The organism is Okeania sp. (genome assembly GCF_035285525.1).
Taxonomy (GTDB): Bacteria; Cyanobacteriota; Cyanobacteriia; order Cyanobacteriales; family Microcoleaceae; genus Trichodesmium.
On the sequence record NZ_JAYKGW010000175.1, the window covers coordinates 13,839 to 36,156 of the forward strand.

A 22,318-nucleotide genomic window follows, 5' to 3' on the forward strand; every position below is an offset into this window, starting at 1 on the left:
CTATCTGTAGAGGGGAAATGCCATTTCCCCCTAGCAGATATAGTGGTTCTGTGTAAGTCCTGTTTTACTCAAGCACCACTAAGCTCGCAGAATAAAGTTATCTCCAATTAATATAGGTAGTGCATCATCAACAGGAAGTAAATTAGCAAACTGACCACCATTACCAAAACCTGCTGTAGCACCATTGGGATTGTAGTACAAATTACCACTTTGTACACTTTGAACAATCAAAGCATCTGAAGTAGCAGCAGCAGCATCTGTGGCAACTATGTCAAATTCACTGTCAACGCTAAATCCTGGTGCTGTTCTGCTGCTGGGATCGCTGGTAATAGCAGCAAAAGTAGAGATATCCAAAAGAATAAAGTCTTTATCTGTATTAAAGTCTGTAATTGTATCTACTCCCACATCATCTGTATTAAATGCCTCATTAGTGTTAAAAATGAAGAAGTCAATACTAGCACCACCTGTAAGAGTATCATTACCAGAACCACCATTGAGGCGATCGCGACCTTGACCACCTTTCAATATATCATTACCACTACCACCAAGTAAGCGATCGAACCCAGTGCGTCCCTCTAAAATATCGTCACCTGTACCACCTCTGAGCAAGTCATTACCAGCACCACCCACTAACCAATCTCTGCCACCGAGACCATTTAGAGTATCATCACCTGGCAGACCTATAATACTATCAGGTAGATCGGTTCCACTAATCTTATCATTCTCAGCACTGCCACGAATATCTTCTAAAACAGTAATGCGAGCTATTTCAAAATTTTCTCCATCATTTTGTGTTGTGAAATCTGCATCAGGACGTGCTGTTAAAATACCTCCTAAGTCAGAACCTTCTTCTCGGACACTACCAATAAAACCAGGGTGGAATCGAACTGTACCAGCTTCATCTACACCCGTATTGGGGTCTTCCTGACCTAGTGCTACTGTATTTTCAGGAATTTCATCATTTATCTCTGTTCCTGCATCCCAGACGCGGTTGCCACTAACTATAAAATCAACTTCTAACAAATTTCCTGTGTTATCGAAAACTTCATAAGCAAGAGCGCTTTCATTCCCAATAAAGGCATCATTACTAGGCAAGATCATGGAAGCATAGCTAAAGAATGTGTCCTGAGTTTCGTCTACCTCAAATGCTTGAATACCCGTGTTTCCTTGGGTAAAAGGTCCATTAGGAGATGAAATTACTCCAGCAGTAGAACCAGCTTCACTATTAACAAACTCAGTAGCTATACCATCAGGAGAACCATCTTCAGCGATCCTTTCTAAACCTTCACTAGCAACTTCATTAATATCAAATAGATCAAAACCACCATTATGGAATCCTACCCATACTGGAGAAAAGAACAGAGAAGTATCTGCATCACCTTGAGAAACTACATTCTCAACTATAACTCTAACTTTAGCCATAAAGTTTATCCTAAGTAAATTAGTTAGTTATTATGAACAGAACTTACGCAAAGGTACTATAATATAGATTTCAAAAACTATTGCGCAATAGTTTTAAGCACTATATTTATGGTAACAGCGTAAGTGTTGATGGATTAAGTTTACCCAAATAATTTATCTTTTTTAACAGCTTAAAAAAAATACATATTTTTTTAAGCTGTAGGTTTTTGGTAAAGGAGAAAACCCACCCCTAACCCCTCCCAGGAGGAGGACTTGACAGGACATAAAAGGTACAGAACTTACCCAAAGGCACTATATATAGAGTATTGGTCTGTTGTGCGTTGTGCGCTTTTCATGTCGCGTAGCGAAACACACCCTACCCATAGCGTTCATGCCTAAGTCCTGAGGTAGAAAAATAGCTTCATAATAGCCAGCCTAATTATACAAATTTGATATAAGTTCTATCAATCAGGTATAGTATCAAAATTAGGACTTAGAAGGGAGGAACCCGGTTTCTACGATAAATCGTTGTTTTCAGCAGTAAGAATCTACCCTCGTACCGGGTTTCTGGGTTCCCGTGGCTTTAGTCCTGAAAATGTAGATAAAATTTGGATAATAGAGAATGAAAATAGCAATTATTGGCTGTGGTTATGTTGGTAGTGCAGTTGCTCAACTTTGGAGTCAGAAAGGTCATCAACTTACTGTAACTACTACTACTCCAGAACGGGTTTCAGAACTACAAAATATAACACCACAAGTAGTAGTAATGAAAGGCAATGACTCTCAAGCGATGCAGGATGTACTGCAAAATCAAGAAGTAGTATTGTTGAGTGTGGGCGATCGCTACCGAACTGGATATAAACAAACTTACCTAGAAACTGCCCAAACTCTGGTTGCTGCATTAAAACAAACTCCTACTGTAAAACAAATAATTTATACAGCTAGTTACTCGGTTTATGGTGACAAAAATGGTGAGTGGGTGGATGAAAACTCCCCTGTTACTCCCTCGACTGAAAGTGGAAAAATTCTCCATGAAACTGAGGAGGTTTTATTATCTGCATCTACTCCCCAACAACCAGTGTGTATTCTGCGTTTAGGTGGAATTTATGGTCCAGGTAGAGAGTTAGTGAAAATTTTTAGTAGGTGGGAGGGTCAAACTCGTCCTGGTAGTGGTGATGATGTTACTAACTGGATTCATTTGGATGATATTGTCGGAGCATTAGAGTTTGCTAGGGAAAAGCGTTTGCAGGGTATCTACAATTTGGTAAGTAATGTACCAATGATTAGTCGAGAATTACTTGATGGTTTACATAAATATCAGGGTTTAGAAAAAATTTATTGGGATCCCTCTACCTCTTCAACACGGCCTTTTAATGCTAGAGTATCAAATCAAAAATTGAGAAATGAAGGTTTTAAGTTAATTCATCCAGAAATTAAGATTAACATTGGTTCTACAATATAATGGTTGTGCATTGCCATTATGGTAGTCTTGTATAGTAGGAATATCTAGAGTTTGCTGAAAAAAGCAGAGTGTGGGAAGGGTGAACTGAGAAACCCGGTTTATACAAAAAACCGGGTTTCTTTGCGTAATATCAAATATCAATTCGAGAATAAGCTTTTACTACCAGAAAAAAGGGAAAACTCCTATTTTACTGGGTTTGGTCTCCCAACCCCTACGGAGAGTGAGTTCTATAATCAGGACTAAAGCCACGCGCAACGTATTTCTGTCATTGATCGCGAGGAGTGTTTGCGAAGCAGTCCGTTAGGATAGCAATCTCAAATGCCCAAAAATCCTCGATTATGCGTAAGTCCCGATCATATCTTAGGTGTTGCCCTTGTGGTCATCACGATCATCATCGTCATCGTCATCATCGTCATCATCGTCATCGTCATCATCGTCGTATGAAGATAACTCATCAAGTTCAATTACTGTTCCATCTTGGCGAGTAATAGAAACAGCATCAAAATCATCATCGTCGTACCTTCCAGCAACTATTACTTGTTCTCCCACAAATAAATTTGTCAGTTTCCTATCGTCAGTATCAACTAAAATTTGTCCTGTGCCATCATCAAGCATAAATTCATCGCCCGAAATTCCGATCACTTCCCCGAAAATAGTAGTTAAATTGCGACTACGTTTTAATTCTCCGATTGCAGTTTGAGCAAAAGAAGTAGGGGTGAAAATTGGAAAGAAAACTACACAAGTAGCGATCGCTCCTGTTAAACTTTTGGCTACTTTACTAACGTTAATGAAATTCATGGTGATTAATCTCCTATAAATGTTTTCAAATTCAATCCCTGTTGAGATGGGGAGGAGAAAAGCCTCTAATTAAATACGTTGACTCTCCCAAAATACCTCAGGACTAAAGCCACGCGAACCCAGAAACCCGGTACGAGCGTGGATATTTATTGTCAAAAACAATGATTTACTGTAGAAACCGGGTTTCTTTGCGTAAGTCCTGTACCTATTGAATGGCTTCTTTATAAGTTGTCAATTTTGTCAAGTTTCTCCTGAAAAGAAGCAAGTTGACAAACCTGGTCGTAAGTTCAGATATTAGTCGTTGTCGTTATCATTCTCAAAATAGTCGTCGTTATCATCATCAAAATAGCCGTCGTTATCATTCTCAAAATAGTCGTCGTTATCATCATCAAAATAGCCGTCGTCATAGTTACCAGAATAGTCGTCCCTATCATCATCAAAATAGCCGTCGTCATAGTTACCAGAATAGCCGTCCCTATCATCATCAAAATAGCCGTCGTTATCAAAGAGACCTAATACATTTACTGCTTCTCCTTGATTTAAAGTTAAAAATTGATTATCTGGTAAATCTTCTGCCTCCACTAAGATTTGATTACCATTAACATCCAAGATAAACTCATCATTGTCAACTACACCTACCACCGTACCAGAAATAGAATTGAGTCCTGTAGGAGGTACAAATACACTATTAAAGACTAAAGAGCCATCTGAACGACTAATAGAGAAAGCTTCAAATTCATTTTCATTCTCATAGGAATTATTATCAAAGAGACCCAATACATTGAGTGGTTCTCCTGGAGCTAAAGTTAAAAATTGATTATCTGGTAAATCTTCTGCCTCCACTAAAAATTGAGTACCGTTGGCATCCTGTAGGAAAAACTCATCATTGTCTACTACATTTACCACTGTACCAAAAATAGGATTGAGTCCTGTAGGAGGTACAAACGCACTATTAAAGACTAAAAAGCCATCTGGACGACTAATAGAGAAAGCTTCAAATTCATTAACTGTAACAGCAGTAGGAGTTACTTGAGGATTAGTTATAGAGCTAATTCCTGTGTTGGTAAAAACAGGGGAACCGTCTAAACGAGTAACAGAGTAAGCCTCAAAATCATCATCATCAGCAGTTCCAAATACATTAACTTGTTCCCCTGGTACTAAACCTAAAAATTGAGTATCTGGTAATTCTGTATCCACCAAGACTGGCAAACCATTAGCATCTACTAAAAGAAACTCATCATTGTCTACTATCTGTGTTACTGTACCTGAAATAGTAGTTCCTTGGGGAGCGCTATAGACAGAGGAACCATCTAAACGAGTAACAGAGTAAGCCTCAAAATCATCATCATCAATAGTTCCTAATACATTGACTTGTTCCCCTGGTACTAAACCTAAAAATTGAGTATCTGGTAAATCTGTATCCACTAATATTTGAGTACCATTAGCATCCTGTAGAAGAAACTCATCATTATCAACTAAACCTACTACTGTACCTGAAATAGGGATTCCGGTAAGACTATCGGAACCAAAAACTTGACTAGCTGAAATAGTTGCATCTTCTGGTTCGGGAACAATTTCGACGTCGTTAATGTTTACCCCTGATTGATTAGTGTTGAAAGGTGGGATATCTGCAATACTACCACTACCATTAAAATTTTGGGTAAAGTTACCTCCATTATCCATGAAACCACCAAAAATTCCATTGCTAGAAAAGTCTGGTTGAGTTGGAAAAGAATTTAAGTCGTCAATCATTTTTCATCTCCTGATTTAGATAATTTTAGATTTAAGTGTTCTTTTTGCAGTCAAGTTCTGTTTGAGTTATTAGCTATCCCCTCTAATTTCAGGTTGTTGCTCTTCTTTGATAGTCAAAGAATTAAACGCACTACCGTTATATTTACCACTAGAACTAATTTGGAAGTATGCTAGAGAAAGTGTTCCTAATATCAAAAAAAAAAGAATTGGACACTAAATCCGGTTAATATACACCACACATTAAGTCAACTAAAATCTATATATATCTGGGTTTGATCTACTTAAGATTGTGGTCTATAAGTCGAATTTGGTTACAGTTTCTAGATTAGTGAACAAAAGTAAAAAACTAGAAAAGATATTGCATATTTATTATTTCTTAAGGTTTGAGATTTTTATTTGGGCAAATAGCCATTTGTTCCTACACTTCCCACCTTTCTTACTTTTCCTAAACTCTGCTTTTTTCAGTAAACCCTAGTCAATATCAGTACCTCTTCTTTTTCTGAATACACCACTCATAGTAATACCCGTAACCATCATGAAAATTAATCCGATACCATTTAAAAGTACATAAATAGGTTTAAGATCGTCTCCTAAGTATGAAGCTTGGTGAATTACCATGAAAATTTCTGCTTGCTCTTTAGACATACCAAACCAACTTTTACCAAGTCGATAACCTATTCCTGTGATTACAGTTAGAAATAATGGTAGAAAAACCATCGGTGCTAATATTCGATGCCATTTACGATATTTTTTGTCGTTCATCTTTCTTAAGTTTCCTAGTAAATAAAATTTAAAATTAATCAGTTTTCTATTTGACTAATGCTTCAGAAGTTAGCGACTTCATAGGTTTGAACTTCCCCTAGAAACCAAATTTCTTTGCGTCAGTCCTGTTGAGACCAAATCCGGTTTATATACACCATATATTAATTCAACTACAATCTATATATATTTAGCTTTTGTTAACTTAAAATAGTGGTTTATAAAGTAGTCGAATTTGGTTATGGTTTCTAGATTAGCGAGCAAAAGTAAAAAACTAGGAAAGATATTGCATATTTATTACTTCTTAAGATTTGAGATTTTCGATATGCGATAAATGGCTTAAGTGTTATTTCGGAATTATTTCTACTATTTTATTCGGTGAATTAAGATACTTAAATTCTGAAATTGAAATACTTACAGAGGTTTTAGCATACATTAAATGCCACAAAATGTAGCACATACAAAGTAAAGCTTGACTAAGTATTTATACGTAAACATCGGCAAAAAGTATTGCCAAAACTTTCTGGAGTAGTTAATATAGTTAATAAATAAATCCGGTTCTCACATACTTTTATATTTTCGTATCCTAGGCTCTTAATAGAAAAGAATTAAGAATTTTTCAATTCTTATAAAAAGGTTTTGAGGGTCGGATTTGATATAAAAAAAAACAACGAAATAATAGCTTGGAATAGTAATTTTAGTAACTTGAAGATAAAGTTACTCTCTTCTTATTTCTTTGTAACAAATAGGAAGACTAAATTATTTTGAAAAAGCTATCCATTTCTGCTGCTACCAATACGATCGTTACTTTGCTAAAAGTCTTTTATTACCTAGCTTTTAGCAATCATAAATTCAGTTGAAAATAGTTTTAAAATCTAAGTATAAAAACTGATTCAGGGCCTCAGCATTTACTTTTTGTTTTTATTAATCACAAAGTGCAATTTTCGGAGGCAAATTTAATGAAACTTATTTATCGTGGGACGAGTTATGAATATAATCCCACTAACGTTGAAGGGCTTTCTAGTGTCACAACAGGTAAGTATCGTGGTGTAGAATTTCAGTTCAGCAAAGTTGAAAAAGTACCAGTTATGCAAACACACTATAATTTGACCTATCGTGGGGTGAAATACAACGTTAAACCTAATACCGATTATGTTTTCCCTGCTTCCGGGAAAGTTGGTAGTGTAATTTCCTAAGTTTTATAACTCTAGGGAAAGAAACCCGGTTTCTTGTAAAAACCGGGTTTCTGGGTTCACCCTTGCTACACTCTGCTTTTTTCAGCAAGCCCTATGTAGGGAAAAATGACCATTCGCTCCTGCATTCTCTGTCTTCCGACACTCCTGAAACTCCCGATCGCCTTTCTTAATAATTGGCAGTTTTATGGAAAAGCAAGTCCCCACACCCACCTTACTGCTGACATCAATCTTACCTCCGTGAATCTGAACTAAAGTTTGAGCGATCGCCATACCTAACCCTGTCCCTTTTCGTCGTTCACTTTTGGCCCGCTCGCTCCGCCACAAACGTTCAAATATATGGGGTAATTCCTCTGGAGAAATTCCAATTCCCGTATCTTTCACCGCCACAATTGCTGTTTCATTATCCGCAAACAAAGAAACCGTTACTTTTCCTCCCGTTGGCGTGTATTGCACAGCATTCTCAATTAAATTAGAAAATACCCTTTGTAACTGTTGCCCATTCCCCAAAACCCAGATATCCGAATCAAGATTAGCATTCAGCTCAATTTCTTTTTCTTCTGCTTCAATACTAATAAACTCAATAGTATCCTCCAATATTTCATCTAACGGTAGAGGAATTTTATCCACACTCATCAAAGCTACGGAACCATCTAAACGAGCTAACAACAATAAATCTTCTACCAAACTGGTCATCCGATAACTAGCATCAGCGATGGCCTCTACCTTATTTTTGTCCACTGGAGCGATTCGTTCGGGATGACTTTGCAGAACAGAAATTGAACTCTTAATCACTGTAAGTGGACTTCTTAATTCGTGAGACGCATCAGCAGTAAACTGTTTCAACCTCTCAAAACTCTGAGCAACGGATTGTAGAGATTTATCAGTCAACCAAATTGCCCCCCATGTAGTTAAGCTAACTGCCACCACTCCACCAAATATTAATCCCCATCGCAGTCTTTCCAACTCAACATCCAAAACCTCAGTAACATGACTAGCGCGAATATAGCCAGATAGCACCTTTGTCTCACCTCTTGGAGCTGTGTAATACACTGGCAGAGCTAAACTACGAATCTTGTTTTTTTCTAGAATATGACTAGCATGGTCTAAATTTTCAGATATCGGCCAGTCAACATCCACATCCCCTTCTTGAATTATCAATTTTTGCTCTTCATCAAACCATTCTACACCCTGAGCATAGTAAAGCGGACGGTGTTTGGGAACCGCCAGAGTTCCGTGGCGATCGTATCCTGCTAGTAGGTCGGCAAGTTTGGGATAAGTTTCTGGATAATTACTTTTGTAATGTTGTTCTGCTTCTTTGTCATCATAATCTCCAATTTCTTGTTCCTCAGATTCGTGTTTGACAATTTCTAAGGTTTGAGATGCTGCTTCTGCTAACTGGAGTAAATAGTCATTAAATTGTTGGTTGAGGTTGTAAGCTAACCAACGTTCCACAACTAAAAATGATATGCCCAAGGTGGCTATCATTATTCCTACATAAAAGCGCAAAAGTACTAAGCGTAAAGATTTTAACTGTTGTTTAAAATTAGACATTAGGATTAAGTCGATAACCGACTCCGTAAATATTTTCAATAAAGTTTGCAGGAGCGCCTGCCTTTTTTAACTTAGAGCGCAACCCACGGATATGAACTTTAACCGTTTCTTCTTCTGGAGGATCTTCAAATTCCCAGAGATTATCCAGAATAGCACGACGACTGAGAATACGACTATTACTACGGAGTAATAATTCTAGTAAGGCATGTTCTTTCGGGGTCAGTTGTAATGGTTGTTCGTTATACTTAACTTCACAACTACTAGGGTCAAAATAAAGTCGTTCCCATTCTAAAATAGGAGGTAATGTGGTTTCTTGACGTCTCAATAAAGCGCGGATTCTAGCTAATAACTCTTTTGTGTCAAAAGGTTTAACAACGTAATCATCAGCTCCCACATCTAATCCTAAAACTCGGTCATCGCTGGTATCTTTACCTGTCAGCATTAATATTAATGTCCGGTCTCCAGAATTTCGTAACTGCTGACAAACATTGATACCATTCAGTTTAGGTAAAATTATGTCCAGGACAATTAAATCGTAAGTAAAAGTTTGGGCCAGGTTTAAACCTAATTCTCCATCTTCAGCAATTTCTACAACATAATTGCGATCGCGCAATGCTTCTGAAAGTGCATCGGCAATTTGTCGATCATCTTCAACTAAAAGAATTTTCATAATAAACTGGGAATCATATATAATTCCCCCAACCCCCCCTTTTTTGAAAGGCGGGAATAAGAGAAAAAATACGGAAATTATTTTTTTGTCATATAGAATCCGGTTACAAGTGTATATGTTCATAATTTTATCTACACTTCAATCTCCCCATCTCCCCATTTCCCTATTTCCCCATCTCCCCATCTCCCCATCTCCCACAACTATATAACGAGTATTCAACCGGATTTTATATCAAAGGTACATCTTCTAATTTTACAGCAGTTTTCAAGCACAGTAGGGACGTTGCATAAGAAAAATACGAAACGTCCCTACTAGGTTATCATTTTTTTATGTGGTTTATTGACCTGAAAACTGCTGTATAGAACCCATTTGAGATTTACTTAAGAAGAGTTGGGGAAATGGTTGATATGCAGCTATTTTTCTACCTTTTTCCCTATTCTATTTCTGAATCTCCCCTCCAGGGAGGGGTTAGGGGTGGGTTGTCTTCCGCTATCGTAGAGAAATTATCAATTCTTCTTTCCTGTTCCCTATTACCTCCATACCTATTTAGATGTCTATTGATTTCCCAAGTCCTGAGACCTTGCCATTGCTGCCAAGACAGCTTCAATGATAGCAGAACGAAAACCACAACTTTCTAACTCCGCAATACCACTAATAGTCGTTCCTCCAGGACTTGTCACCCGGTCTTTTAACTGTGCAGGATGTATTCCCGACTCCTGTAATAAAACCGCTGTTCCCAAAATAGTTTGCAATGCCAATTTGTAAGCGATCGCTCTAGGCAAACCAGCACAAACTCCCCCATCTGTCAAGGATTCTATAAAAATACATACATAACCAGGTCCAGAACCAGATAACGCTGTAACCGCATCCATTAAATTTTCTGGTACTTCCACCACCTGACCTACAGATTCAAAAATGCGAGTTGCTAACTCCTGGTGTTCTGGTTTCACATTATGTCCCGCAGAGATAGCGCTCATACCTACACCCACTGTTGCCGGAGCATTAGGCATCACCCTAACCACAGGTTGTCCGGGAAAAGCTGCTTCCAACTTGTGTAAAGATACACCTGCCATAATTGAAATTAGTAAAGGTAAAGTTGTTGTATGACTACCAACTTGCCAGTCTCCTAATTCTGATATAACACTATCAAATATTTGAGGTTTAACTGCTAACAAAAAAGCCTCCGTTGCACTCGTAACTACTAAGTGATTATCTGTAGTTACTTCTACACCGTATTCTTGTGTTAAAAAATCTCTCCTTTGTTGCTGTGGATCGCTGACTAAAATTTCTGATGGTTGATAAAGCTTTTGTTGCAATAGACGAGATAACAAAGCCTCTCCCATTACCCCACCACCGATTAAACCTAATTTAGTAGTTGCCATTTTTGAACGTAAAAAATATTATAAATAAATAGGACTTACGCATCAACGCTATTGGTGGTAGTAGATTTACACACCTTAAATGGTGTAATAGATGTAGGTTGGGTTGTTTCGCCCTCCGCGACATGGAAAGCGGAGCATTCCCTATAGGAAAACGCGCACTTCGTTCCCTAGTATAGAACGTAGCTTGCTTCTGTGCAGGAGTAACCCAACAAAAATTTTGCTCCCCTACTCTTCTACTCCCCTACTCCCTAATCCACACTCATTAGCTGTGTCTCTCCAGTAGGGTGTGTTTCGCTGCGCGACATGAAAAGCGCACAACGCACAACGCACCAATACTATATATAGTGCCTTTGCGTAAGTCCTGATCAACTGAGGAATTAGTAATAGAATGTACTAAACATTATTCAAAAATATATTCTCATTAAAAAGTTATATTTTTGTTTGATCCAGGACTTAGACAGAAACCGAGTTTATGAAATAAATTTCGTGGTTTGAACAACAATAACCAACGCAATAAACCCAGTTTCTTGGTTGCTTTGCCTAAGCCATCCAAAGTGAAACTATCATCCCAATTCCAACCATGACGTGCTACAAAGCGCGTGTTTAGCTAGTCAGGTTTTTTGTGAGTTATTTGGGTAGAGTTCTGTTTTCAATCCTAGTACCATGATTATCAATCTTTCTAACAACTTGAGCGACTTCCTCTTGTCATCCCAGTAATAGTTTTTGTGTTTTTTTGATCTAGAACCGTAAAGCCTAGCTGAAAAAACTGTGATTATTTCTAGTACATCTTGAGCGAGTTCTTCTTCAAAACTTGGTTGTTCACCTTTGTTAATAATAACTATCTCAATCCCCTGGAGTTCGCAAAAAGAAAAGACTAAGTTCAGCACCAAAACTTAACAATCTATCCTTATGGGTTAATACTAATCGCTTAGTTTGCTTTCTTAAGATTTTTTCTAATAGTTTTTGCAACCCCTTTTTGCGATAGTTCATGCCAGAGCCTAAGTCTTTAATTATCTCAAATCTCCACCTTTGGCAGCACAACTAAGTTTCTAGCATTGCCTGTTGGCTTTCTAAATCTACTTTTTGGTCGTGACTACTGACTCTAGCATAACAAATAGTAGGACTGTCTCCATTTCCTAAATTGATAAGTTTAGAGGAATCATAGAATTTAGTACCAGCTTGACTTTTTCGATCTGGTATCAGTTCTCCAGACAATTCCCATTTTCGGAGCGTATCAATGGACACTCCTAATAGTTTTGCTGCTGCACCTATCTTAATGAATCTATTAGTCATCATTATCAGTTTTACAACATAATCATAAGATTATAATAGATTATGTCAAGCTGTTATTTACCCTGTTATTATAACTTTTGTTTAGAAACCGGGTTGATCGAGAAAATTCCGTGATTAAAAAAATCAGGACTTAGACAGAAACCGAGTTTATGAAATAAATTTTTTGGTTTTAACAACAATAACCAACGGAATAAACCTGGTTTCTTGGTTGCTTTGCATAAGTCCTGAAAATAATAATCAGGACAATAAACCCAGTTTCTAGTTGAGACGTATAAGTTGTGTTAATTTTAAACTTATACCCAAAATCCTTTTTCTACTGCATCATTTGGATTTGTTCAGGTTGCCAAACTTGAGACCCAGAGTTGGCTACACGAGGACGTGGTTGACTCTGTGGTGTTTCGTTAACTATACCTGCTTGAGTTCTAACTTGGACACAGCTTGGTGTAAACAGAAAAATACTTTCTCCAATCCGTTCTTGATGACCATCAAGAGCATAAGTACCACCTGCCACAAAGTCCACTGCTCGTTGAGCTTGGTCTGGGTCCATAACTGTTAAATTTAAAACCACAGATTTACGCTCTCTTAAGGCCCGAATTGCTTGAGGCATTTCTTCAAAAGTTCGTGGTTCGAGGACTACAACTTCTGACATTCCATTTAAAGCGCCTGGCATTCCAATTACATTATTCATAGGTGATCCAATTCCAGATTCTTGTTTAACAACTCCAGTCGTACCTGTGCTAGTATTAGATGATGTTGCAACAGCAGCCCGATTTCTTAATCGACGGTTACTGCGACTTTCCTCCTCAGCAGGTACAGCAGCAGGAGGTTGCTGTTGGGGAGGATAAACGCTTTGATGCTGTTCTCCTTCCATTTCATCGTAATCATATTCGTACTCAACTTGTTCGTTGAGTCCCACAAAATCTCGTAGTTTGGAAAAAAGGGTATTCACAGTTAAGATTCTCCGATACTATTTCGTTAACAACTGTATTAGTATTTGTTAACAAATACACACTTGGACTAAATTAAAGTGAGAGTGTATCTACCAAATGTTTGAGACCCTAAAAATCTAGAGAGCTTAATTTTAATATCTCTTCAGAAATGAAAATTGGGCATATAATATATTAATTTAGATCACCCACCACATGTAAAGATAAATCCACCCATGTTTTCAGCCTCTCAACCTACCTGGTAGTGTACTATATTTTTACTTTTTAAGTTGTATTTGATATAATATCAGGCTATTTAATCCTCCTCTCACCAAATAAAGTTCTACCCAGTCTTATCATAGTAGCACCAGCAGATATGGCTAAATTATAATCTCCTGACATTCCCATTGACAGTTCTTGCATTTTTATATTAGACAATTTTTTTTGGTTAATTTCCTGGGCTAATTTCTGGGTTGTCTCAAATACAGATAGAGTCTGTAAATCTTCTAATCCTTGGGGTGGAATCGCCATTAAACCTTGAATATTCAAGTTTTGAAATTGATTTAACTCTGTTAAGTCACTCATTAAATCTGGTATAGTCCACCCACTTTTGTTATCATCGGGCAAAATTTTAACTTGTAGGCAGATATTAGGACTACAAGATAATTCTTCTGCTATAGTGTTAAGACGTTTGGCCAGTTTTAAACTATCTACAGAATGAATCCATTGAAATTGCTTCAAAGCTTTTATGGCTTTGTTACTTTGCAAATGGCCAATTAAATGCCAGGTAATATCTGGTAAATTTTGTAGTTGAGCTTGCTTTGTTTCTGCTTCTTGAACTCTATTTTCTCCAAAATCTCTTATTCCTGCTTGATAAGCAGCACGAATAGTATCAACTGATACTTGTTTAGTTACGGCGATTAACCGTACTGACTTAGGTAAGTTAGAGCGAATGTTAGTAATACGTTCAGCAATGGACTCAGCTATTGTCTCTTGACTCCTATTCTCACTCATAAAACTTTTTCAGTAAACTTTAAGTAAGGCTGGCTGATTAAATATCAAAGCACTATTCAATAGAAGAATTTTAGGTTCTGATTTCTAGGGAACCGTAAAAGTACCTTCTTTTTGTCTGATGGAGCGGCAAAATTGAGCCTAAACGGAGTAATTATGACAGAAAAATTAAGGGGAAATTATGAATGACCACTTATTTCTACAACTTCTCTAAATCCTAACTCTTAACTACTCCCTACTCCCTACTCCCTAACTCAGCCAAGCAGTTATTATTGAAAAGTATTTTTGTGAACTATCTGTAGTTTTTGGTAATCAGTCACTTGACCATTACGACGTAGATGGCGAAGACGAACTTCTACCATTAATCGTGCTTCAGAGCGACCCACTGGTTCAAATTTTATACCAGTTGTTTCATAAGTTACTAAAAAGAATAAGCGTTGAGCATAGAGGGTAGTAAATAATTCTTGCTTGTCTTCAACTAAGCACACCCTATATAACAAGCCAAAATTAGGATGGTTCATGTAAGTTTCGTTGGTCATTTAGGCTTCAAATCAGCAGATAATCATAAAATTTACATATTGTTTAGTGGCCTTTGTCAATTGACAGACCCTAGTATTTTAGATTTTAGACTTTCTGTTCAACCAGAAAATCTTATATTTTGTGAAATACTTTAAGTAGTGGATGAATATATCCAGAAAAAAGAAAATTTATATATAAAGATTATATTTTCTCAAAATTGTGATTGTTTGACATTAATTTATTCAGTCTCAATCGGCAATTTTGATCTGAAAAATATCAATAACATTAATTGGAAACTTAAATTAAGTATTCCACAGCTCTTTTAACTAGAATTATACTTCACTATGCAATAATATCAGATAATTACTTATCTTAGATTAAGAATATAGCAATCATATTTGATTTGTGTACAAAATTCAAAAGCTTTTAGGGAACAGGGAATGGGGAACAGGGAACAGGTGGGAGTTTGAGTTTTTTTATTTACTTTTTGATATTTTGCAACCAATTTAGGATTATTATTATAGATAAGAAATTATGCCTGAAAAAAAGTTGTAGGGGTTTGGTCTTCCAACCCAAATGAAAATGGGATTTGGAAACCAAACCCCTACAGTAGGGTTTACTGAAAAAGTCTAAGTACCATTAATAAAGCTTTTATAGCACATCAGAAACAATAACTTATAGTTGATAGCTAACGGCTAAATGGTTACCTGTCAATGCTTTGATATTTAATTAGCCAACTCTAATTATTAATAATTAACAATTAACAATTAATTATTAATTATTGAAATTGAAGCATATATTATTTGTAAGCATTTACTGCGTAATGCTGCGCCAGCAGCGGTCAGCTATTAGCCATCAGCTAAAAGAGGAATTAGTCTTCAAAGAAAATTAAAAGTCCGACACGAAAAATATGATCAGCTAAATTTGTAAGTTATTACTTTCATGTATTTTTTCGCGCAGGATAATCCAGGAAAAGCTGATATCTGAATGCTAATAGCTGAATGTTTATTATTATTTATTTTAACTTTGTCCTCCCCAGACTAACCTAATCCACCAGAATAAGCCTAAACTAATTAATACTATCCAGTCAAATACTTTTAATTTTAAATCATGCCATTCTACTCTATGTTGGTCAGCAGTTGTAAAACCTCTGACTTTCATGGCACTAGCTATTTGATATGCTCGTAAAAGTAAATTTTCTAATAATCTTTCTACTACTATTAACCATACTTGAGAAGTTTGTTTAAATCCTAGTTTTTTCCAGTTAATTGCTCTAGTTCTAACGGAACGAATTAAATTTTGAATTTCTTCTAAAACTAGAGGTATAAATCTTAAGGATAGAGTTAGAGTTAAACTTATTTCGGTCACGGGTAATTTTAATTTATTTAGAGGTTTCATTAAGTCTTCGATACCTGCTGTAATTTCTTCTGAAGCTGTGGTTAAAAGATATAGGTTAGTACTATAAATTACTGTAAATAATAGGGTGGCAATCCGAACTCCTAAATCTAAAGAATGACGGGTTATAGTAATAGGATTTTGTTGAAAAATGATGTAACTATAGGAAGTTGGTTGAGGTAGTTCAGTTAATTTTGGTGTTTGAGAAATAGCTTCTTCAGGAGTTTCTTTTCCTAGCAAACCAAAGAAGTTTTTCCAAGTTTTTGATTCTGGTTTTGGTGGTAAATTAGCAGTTTCTTGAGCAAAAGCTAATTCATCTTTTGGTAAACGAGGTTGATAATTAATTGCTAATCCATCAGGAGCGATCGCTGTACTCATTAAAAAGATTAAAGTACAGAACATTAGTAGCCAACCCATTTGTTTTTTCCAAACTCGTAAAGGTATTGAGGCAGTAAATGTCAATATAATTAGAATAGCTACTAATATTAATCGCCAAATTGAACTTGCTAATACTGGACTAACCAGAAAACTCATTAACCAAATTAGTTTAACTCTAGGGTCGAGTTTATGTAACCACGTTATGGGTTTTTCTAAATATAATCCCAGGGGAAGTGAGCGTAATAAATCCATATTAAATAATACAAGGAAGAAGTAATTTCAGTTATCAGTTATCAGTTATCAGTTATCAGTTATCAGTTAGCTTCCTATAGTCGGAACTACATTAACAGTAAGAAGGAGGCAGGAGGAAGTAAGAAGGAGGCAGGAATATTTTATATTAAAATTCATAGGGTTTTTCAAACTTGTGAGGTAGATAAAAAAAGTGAAATTCTTACCTGTTTCTTGTTCCCTAAAAGTACCAGGATTTCTATACACAAATCAAATAGGATTGCTATAGTATTTAGAAATAGAAAATTCAAGTATAGCAAAGTTTTTGAGAATTGGTATTATACAACTTGAAATAAGAATGATATACAAGGAAGTTAAAATCCAAAAGCCATAGGATAAAATTGCTAATATTTATGATGTACGCTGGCGTAATTATATCATTAATACTCTGACTTTTCTCTACAATTGAGAGAAAATTATGCCCCAAGCAATAATTTTAGATGTTGCTTGGGGAACCGGATCATTTGAAAGATTATTGCTAGAAAAAAATCCCATACAGAAAATTTTAGTAATTGATATATCGGAAAAAATGTTAGACTTTGCTAGACCAAAATATAGTGCTTTTTCTAATGTCAAATTTCAACAAGCTTCAGTTCGTTAACTACCATTGAGCAGCGATTATTTTGATGCATTTGTATGTGTTAATTCTTTTCATTTTTTTGACAAACATCTATTAGCATTACCAGAAATTAAACGGGTATTTAGCAATTAATAATTAACAATTAATAATTAATAATTGCTCCTTCTTCAAAGAAGGGGATTGACTAATCATGAAAATTTTTGATTTATTCCCTTAAAAGGGGAGGCTTCCAGGGGTGAATTGTTGAATGAATAATTATTGACTATCAACTATTAATTATTAATTATTTGGTAAAACCTAATGGCAAAGTAATAATTCTTGACTGGAACCAAGATTATTTTTTTGTAAAATTTTCGACTGGTTCTTACAAATTTTCAATTCTGCTCATCAACAATTAGATCGGTTCTTAGTATCTGCTCATTTTAAAATACATAATACAACTAAATTTTGTCTAGGAGTTCTTTGGGGAATGATCGTTGTTACAGCTATACCCATAAAATTCCAGGGTTAAGTAATTTGAAAATTATTTACCTTTATCAATGACGTTGTTAATAACTGGCAGAGTATGACCAAGTTTTAATCCTATTAAAGTCCAATCTTTTAAGGTAGAGCTTATTAGAAATGTGATTCCTATATTACACATTAAGCAATTTGTCAATCAAAAAATATAAAAATTATTAACAGGACTTATGCAAAGGTACTATATATAGCGTATCGGTGCGTTACGAGATACGCTTTACATGTCGCGTAGCGTTTCGGCGCTTGAGCCGACATATAAAGCGCACAACGCACAACGCACCAAGACACTTTTTTAGGAAAATATTCAACAAAAATACTTACTTAATTGTTAAATTACTATGAGTTTATCCTAAATTATGACTCTTGAATTATGACTCCTGATCCTGGCTTTCGCACTACTTTTTGTGGTGTTGAATTGATATCTTGTAGTACAAAAGTTGTGATCGCTACTTTCATGCAACAAAGCCGTTATGAGGTAAAGAGATCGCGGGCAAGATGCCCGCACTACTAGACTGACACATCTAAAACAGTACATCACAACAGATTCCCAATCGAGAAAATCCGTGTATCCGTGCCCAAATCCGTGTCGAGCTGCTCCCTCTTAATAATAATTCTGGATCGCCTTCACCTCCAACGCTCCCGACTTCAACGCTCTAATCGCGGCTGCCGTTGCTTTTGCGCCCGCAATAGTGGTAATCAAAGGTATCTTATAATCCAACGCACTGCGCCGAATCTTAATCCCATCTGCACGCCCCTCTTCCCCAGAAGGAGTCATAATAATTAACTGAATGATGCCATTTTTAATACCATCCAAAACATTAGGTCGCCCTTCATGCAGTTTCAACGTCAAACCCACATCTAAATCATAAGAACGCAATACCTTCCGAGTTCCGACCGTCGCCACCACTTTCAAACCCAAATCAATTAAATCTTTAACTATAGGTACAACTGCTTCCTTATGGCGATCGCTCATCGACACAAACACTGTTCCCTGCAAAGGTAGCTTTTGTCCTGCGGATAACTGCGCTTTAGCAAAAGCTTTACCGAAGTCAACATCAATCCCCATCGCTTCTCCAGTGGAACGCATTTCCGGTCCTAACAAAGTATCCGTACCAGGAAACTTGGTAAATGGTAATACTGCTTCTTTCACAGAAACGTATTCAGGTATTTGTTCCTCCACAAAACCCAACTCCTCCAGTGTTTTCCCAGACATCACCAGCGACGCCATTTTTGCCAAAGGTATTCCGATTGCTTTAGAGACAAAAGGTACTGTCCGGGATGCGCGAGGGTTTGCTTCCAAAATATATACCGTTTCCCCTTGCACCGCAAACTGAATATTCATCAACCCAATCACATTCAACGTTTTTGCCAGAGCAACAGTCCATTCCCGGATTGTTTCCACCGCAGCAGGAGCTAAACTTTGAAAAGGAATCGAACACGCAGAATCACCAGAGTGAATACCCGCTTCTTCAATATGTTCCATGATGCCACCGATAACAACTTTACCTGTAGCATCAGCAATAGCATCCACATCTACCTCAATAGCATTTACCAAAAATTGGTCAATTAAAATAGGATGTTCTGGTTCCACCTGTACCGCAAACTTCATATAACGTTCCAACTCTTGGTCAGAATAAACAATTTCCATTGCTCTACCTCCCAAAACATAGGAAGGTCGGACCACCACCGGATAACCAATTTTCTGGGCAACTGCCAACGCTTCCTCAAAACTACGAGCAAGACCGTTTGCTGCTTGACGGATATCTAAATCTCGTAAAATCTTTTCAAACCGTTCCCGGTCTTCGGCAGCATCAATAGAATCTGGAGAAGTACCCCAAATTTTGGTTTCAGTTTCTGCTTCCTCCAAATATTTTTGCAGGGGAACCGCTAACTTCAAAGGTGTTTGCCCACCAAACTGAACAATAATCCCTACCGGTTTTTCTGCCTCAATAATATTCAACACATCCTCCTTAGTCAGAGGTTCAAAATAGAGGCGATCGCTCGTATCATAATCAGTCGATACAGTTTCGGGATTAGAATTAACCATTATGGTTTCAAACCCATCCGCTCCCAAAGCATAACTAGCGTGACAGCAACAATAATCAAATTCTATTCCCTGACCAATACGGTTAGGTCCTCCTCCCAAAATCATTACCTTTCGTTTTTCCGACGGCAAAACCTCTGACTCTTCCTCATAAGTAGAATAATAATAAGGTGTTAGCGCCTCAAACTCTGCCGCACAAGTATCCACCGTCTTATAAACAGGTTTAACTCCCAAACTCAACCGATAACTTCTGACTATATCCTCAGTGCTTTTCATACAATAAGCAATTTGGCGATCGCTAAAACCCAGTCGTTTAATATCCCACATCTGCTCTTTTGTCAACTTATTCAAAGGAGTACGTTTAATCAATTTTTCTGTCTCCACCAACTCCTGCATTTTATCCAGAAACCAAATATCTATTCCCGTAAACTCATAAATTTCTTCTACAGTCATTCCCATCAACAAAGCATGACGCACTGTAAATATCCGCTCTGGGTTTGGCGTCCTTAACCCCGATCTTACCTGTTCCAAACTAGGTAACTTTTCCCAGCGATCGCCACCAAAACCAGCTCTACCCGTTTCCAAAGATCGCAAAGCTTTTTGAAACGACTCCTGAAAAGTTCTACCTATTGCCATCGCCTCCCCAACCGACTTCATCTGAGTAGTCAGCACTGCTTGGGAACCAGGAAATTTCTCAAAAGCAAACCGAGGAACTTTCGTCACCACATAATCAATAGTAGGTTCAAAACTCGCAGGCGTCTTTTTCGTAATATCATTGGGAATCTCATCCAAAGTGTAACCAACCGCCAACTTTGCCGCCATTTTGGCAATGGGGAAACCAGTTGCTTTTGACGCCAAAGCAGAAGAGCGACTCACCCGTGGGTTCATTTCAATCACAATCACATCCCCAGTTACCGGGTTCACCGCAAACTGAATATTTGACCCCCCAGTTTCCACACCTATTTCCCGAATAATTTTAATCGAAGCATCCCGCAATCGTTGATATTCCTTATCCGTCAAAGTTTGCGCCGGAGCAACAGTAATGGAATCTCCCGTATGTACCCCCATTGGATCTATATTTTCAATCGAGCAAATAATCACCACATTATCTGCCAAATCTCGCATTACTTCCAGTTCGTATTCCTTCCAACCAATCAGAGATTTTTCCACTAAAATTTGCGACACCGGACTCGCATCGATCCCCCCTTGTGCCATCATTTCATATTCTTCTTGATTATAGGCAATACCACCGCCTGTCCCTCCCAAAGTAAAAGCAGGACGAATAATTAGAGGAAATGTTCCTATTTCTTGAGCGATCGCCTTAGCCTCTTCCAAATTACTAGCAATACCCGATGGACAAACCTGGACACCTATTCGGCCCATTGCTTCCTTAAACAATTGACGGTCTTCGGCCATTTCAATCGCTGGTAATTTTGCCCCAATTAAGTCCACACCATATTTGGCCAAAGTACCATTTTTAGCCAGAGAAACTGCTAAATTTAAAGCAGTTTGACCGCCCATGGTTGGTAATAGGGCATCTGGTCTTTCTTTGGCTATAACTTTTTCTAAAAGTTCTGGAGTTAGAGGTTCAATGTAGGTGCGTTCGGCAATTTCTGGGTCTGTCATAATTGTGGCCGGATTGGAATTTACTAGCACTACCTCAAATCCTTCTTCCCGAAGAGCCTTACAAGCTTGAGTTCCACTATAATCAAATTCGCAGGCTTGACCAATTACAATTGGACCAGAACCAACCAGTAGGATTTTACGTATATCTTGGCGTCGTGGCATAGGTTTCTATCTAGATATTGTTTGAAAATTAAGAGTTGATCCAGAGTATTTTAATGGTTAGCGTAGTAATTGTGTTACTATACATAGACCAACTTTATATTTGGAAATTTATTAAAGATAAGTTTTAAATACTTTTACATAAATAACCATTCAGAATTCAGCAGTCAGGTATCAGCCACTAATTCATTGCTTTTTGAGCAGTGATTAGTATTGATAAATTTAAGGATAATTAAAAGTTTTGGAAAAAACTGACCTTGATGAAGGAGAGTATATATTCATTCTTTAGGAAATAGCTAAAAGCTGATTTCTCATAGCTGGATGCTGACTTTAATACTAATCAGAAAAATTAATAGTAAATGATTAATTTTTAATTACTTAACCTTTCTATATTATGGTTAATTAATCTGACTTGATATATAAATTTCCACAATTCTGAAGTAGATTTATAATCCCCCTAAGAAAGACGGAAATTTGAAGAGTCTACTACTTCCAAAGAAGAGAGGTGGGAAGATATAGAACTGTACCTCATACATTAAAGAGCTGCTATAAAAGTCAGAATTAATAATTTTAACTTTTGAGCAAAAAATACAGTGTATTTCGGATCAA

General features: G+C 37.0%; 14 protein-coding genes and 2 pseudogenes. 3 read left to right on the forward strand and 13 right to left on the reverse strand.

The features are described 5' to 3' along the window. Window positions 1–78: 78 nt before the first annotated feature. Window positions 79–1,422, reverse strand: a complete 1,344-nt coding sequence (locus VKJ25_RS16940; protein WP_324237813.1) for a spondin domain-containing protein — start codon at window positions 1,420–1,422, stop codon at window positions 79–81. A gap of 601 nt (window positions 1,423–2,023) precedes the next feature. Between VKJ25_RS16940 and VKJ25_RS16945 the strand changes: the two genes are divergently transcribed. Further along, window positions 2,024–2,863: an SDR family oxidoreductase gene (locus tag VKJ25_RS16945; RefSeq protein ID WP_324237814.1), complete on the forward strand. Its 840-nt coding sequence runs from the start codon at window positions 2,024–2,026 to the stop codon at window positions 2,861–2,863. Between the two features lie 360 nt (window positions 2,864–3,223). On the opposite strand, the gene VKJ25_RS16950 is transcribed toward VKJ25_RS16945, so the two are convergent. The 3 genes from VKJ25_RS16950 to VKJ25_RS16960 all read right to left on the reverse strand — a co-directional run bounded on the left by VKJ25_RS16950 (window position 3,224) and on the right by VKJ25_RS16960 (window position 6,175). After that, on the reverse strand, window positions 3,224–3,661 hold the full coding sequence (locus tag VKJ25_RS16950) for a DNA-binding protein (protein ID WP_324237815.1): 438 nt from the start codon (window positions 3,659–3,661) through the stop codon (window positions 3,224–3,226). Between the two features lie 294 nt (window positions 3,662–3,955). Continuing rightward, complete coding sequence (locus VKJ25_RS16955) at window positions 3,956–5,413, reverse strand: hypothetical protein (protein ID WP_324237816.1); 1,458 nt, start codon at window positions 5,411–5,413, stop codon at window positions 3,956–3,958. A gap of 471 nt (window positions 5,414–5,884) precedes the next feature. Further along, on the reverse strand, window positions 5,885–6,175 hold the full coding sequence (locus tag VKJ25_RS16960; RefSeq protein ID WP_324237817.1) for a hypothetical protein: 291 nt from the start codon (window positions 6,173–6,175) through the stop codon (window positions 5,885–5,887). A gap of 956 nt (window positions 6,176–7,131) precedes the next feature. On the opposite strand from VKJ25_RS16960, the gene VKJ25_RS16965 reads away from it, so the two are divergent. Continuing rightward, complete coding sequence (locus VKJ25_RS16965) at window positions 7,132–7,368, forward strand: DUF4278 domain-containing protein (protein ID WP_324237818.1); 237 nt, start codon at window positions 7,132–7,134, stop codon at window positions 7,366–7,368. An 81-nt stretch (window positions 7,369–7,449) separates the two neighbouring features. Here VKJ25_RS16965 and VKJ25_RS16970 read toward each other — a convergent pair whose 3' ends face one another. The 8 genes and pseudogenes from VKJ25_RS16970 to VKJ25_RS17005 form a co-directional block, all read right to left on the reverse strand. Continuing rightward, window positions 7,450–8,919 carry a sensor histidine kinase gene (locus VKJ25_RS16970; protein WP_324237819.1) on the reverse strand — a complete coding sequence of 490 codons (1,470 nt, stop codon included), beginning with the start codon at window positions 8,917–8,919 and terminating at the stop codon, window positions 7,450–7,452. Continuing rightward, a complete protein-coding gene (locus VKJ25_RS16975) occupies window positions 8,912–9,589 on the reverse strand; it encodes a response regulator transcription factor (RefSeq protein WP_324237820.1) in 678 nt (225 codons plus the stop codon). Before VKJ25_RS16975 ends, VKJ25_RS16970 begins: the two co-directional genes overlap by 8 nt. A 554-nt stretch (window positions 9,590–10,143) precedes the next feature. Further along, the gene (gene proC / locus VKJ25_RS16980; RefSeq protein WP_324237821.1) at window positions 10,144–10,971 is read right to left on the reverse strand and encodes a pyrroline-5-carboxylate reductase; all 828 of its coding nucleotides are present in this window, start codon (window positions 10,969–10,971) and stop codon (window positions 10,144–10,146) included. A gap of 722 nt (window positions 10,972–11,693) precedes the next feature. Next, a pseudogene (locus tag VKJ25_RS16985) lies at window positions 11,694–12,264 on the reverse strand (IS607 family transposase); the annotation flags it as partial. Between the two features lie 313 nt (window positions 12,265–12,577). Next, window positions 12,578–13,213, reverse strand: a complete 636-nt coding sequence (locus VKJ25_RS16990) for a cell division protein SepF (RefSeq protein ID WP_324237822.1) — start codon at window positions 13,211–13,213, stop codon at window positions 12,578–12,580. A gap of 289 nt (window positions 13,214–13,502) precedes the next feature. Beyond that, a complete protein-coding gene (locus VKJ25_RS16995; protein WP_324237839.1) occupies window positions 13,503–14,177 on the reverse strand; it encodes a YggS family pyridoxal phosphate-dependent enzyme in 675 nt (224 codons plus the stop codon). 293 nt (window positions 14,178–14,470) lie between these two features. After that, a complete protein-coding gene (gene pipX / locus VKJ25_RS17000; RefSeq protein ID WP_324237823.1) occupies window positions 14,471–14,740 on the reverse strand; it encodes a transcriptional coactivator PipX in 270 nt (89 codons plus the stop codon). 1,000 nt (window positions 14,741–15,740) lie between these two features. Next, window positions 15,741–16,745 (reverse strand): energy-coupling factor transporter transmembrane component T family protein, encoded by a 1,005-nt coding sequence (locus VKJ25_RS17005; protein ID WP_324237824.1) that lies wholly within the window; start codon window positions 16,743–16,745, stop codon window positions 15,741–15,743. A 454-nt stretch (window positions 16,746–17,199) separates the two neighbouring features. On the opposite strand from VKJ25_RS17005, the pseudogene VKJ25_RS17010 reads away from it, so the two are divergent. Further along, window positions 17,200–17,493, forward strand: a pseudogene (locus tag VKJ25_RS17010) (class I SAM-dependent methyltransferase). A 988-nt stretch (window positions 17,494–18,481) separates the two neighbouring features. Here the strand turns inward: VKJ25_RS17010 and carB are convergent. Further along, complete coding sequence (gene carB / locus VKJ25_RS17015; RefSeq protein ID WP_324237825.1) at window positions 18,482–21,712, reverse strand: carbamoyl-phosphate synthase large subunit; 3,231 nt, start codon at window positions 21,710–21,712, stop codon at window positions 18,482–18,484. Between the last annotated feature and the right edge of the window lie 606 nt (window positions 21,713–22,318).

What these genes read in the sequence shown, in the direction of transcription:
- VKJ25_RS16940 (WP_324237813.1), bottom strand. Translation starts at nt 1,422, where the DNA reads ATGGCTAAAGTTAGAGTTATAGTTGAGAATGTAGTTTCTCAAGGTGAT.
- VKJ25_RS16945 (WP_324237814.1), top strand. Translation starts at nt 2,024, where the DNA reads ATGAAAATAGCAATTATTGGCTGTGGTTATGTTGGTAGTGCAGTTGCT.
- VKJ25_RS16950 (WP_324237815.1), bottom strand. Translation starts at nt 3,661, where the DNA reads ATGAATTTCATTAACGTTAGTAAAGTAGCCAAAAGTTTAACAGGAGCG.
- VKJ25_RS16955 (WP_324237816.1), bottom strand. Translation starts at nt 5,413, where the DNA reads ATGATTGACGACTTAAATTCTTTTCCAACTCAACCAGACTTTTCTAGC.
- VKJ25_RS16960 (WP_324237817.1), bottom strand. Translation starts at nt 6,175, where the DNA reads ATGAACGACAAAAAATATCGTAAATGGCATCGAATATTAGCACCGATG.
- VKJ25_RS16965 (WP_324237818.1), top strand. Translation starts at nt 7,132, where the DNA reads ATGAAACTTATTTATCGTGGGACGAGTTATGAATATAATCCCACTAAC.
- VKJ25_RS16970 (WP_324237819.1), bottom strand. Translation starts at nt 8,919, where the DNA reads ATGTCTAATTTTAAACAACAGTTAAAATCTTTACGCTTAGTACTTTTG.
- VKJ25_RS16975 (WP_324237820.1), bottom strand. Translation starts at nt 9,589, where the DNA reads ATGAAAATTCTTTTAGTTGAAGATGATCGACAAATTGCCGATGCACTT.
- proC (WP_324237821.1), bottom strand. Translation starts at nt 10,971, where the DNA reads ATGGCAACTACTAAATTAGGTTTAATCGGTGGTGGGGTAATGGGAGAG.
- pipX (WP_324237823.1), bottom strand. Translation starts at nt 14,740, where the DNA reads ATGACCAACGAAACTTACATGAACCATCCTAATTTTGGCTTGTTATAT.
- VKJ25_RS17005 (WP_324237824.1), bottom strand. Translation starts at nt 16,745, where the DNA reads ATGGATTTATTACGCTCACTTCCCCTGGGATTATATTTAGAAAAACCC.
- carB (WP_324237825.1), bottom strand. Translation starts at nt 21,712, where the DNA reads ATGCCACGACGCCAAGATATACGTAAAATCCTACTGGTTGGTTCTGGT.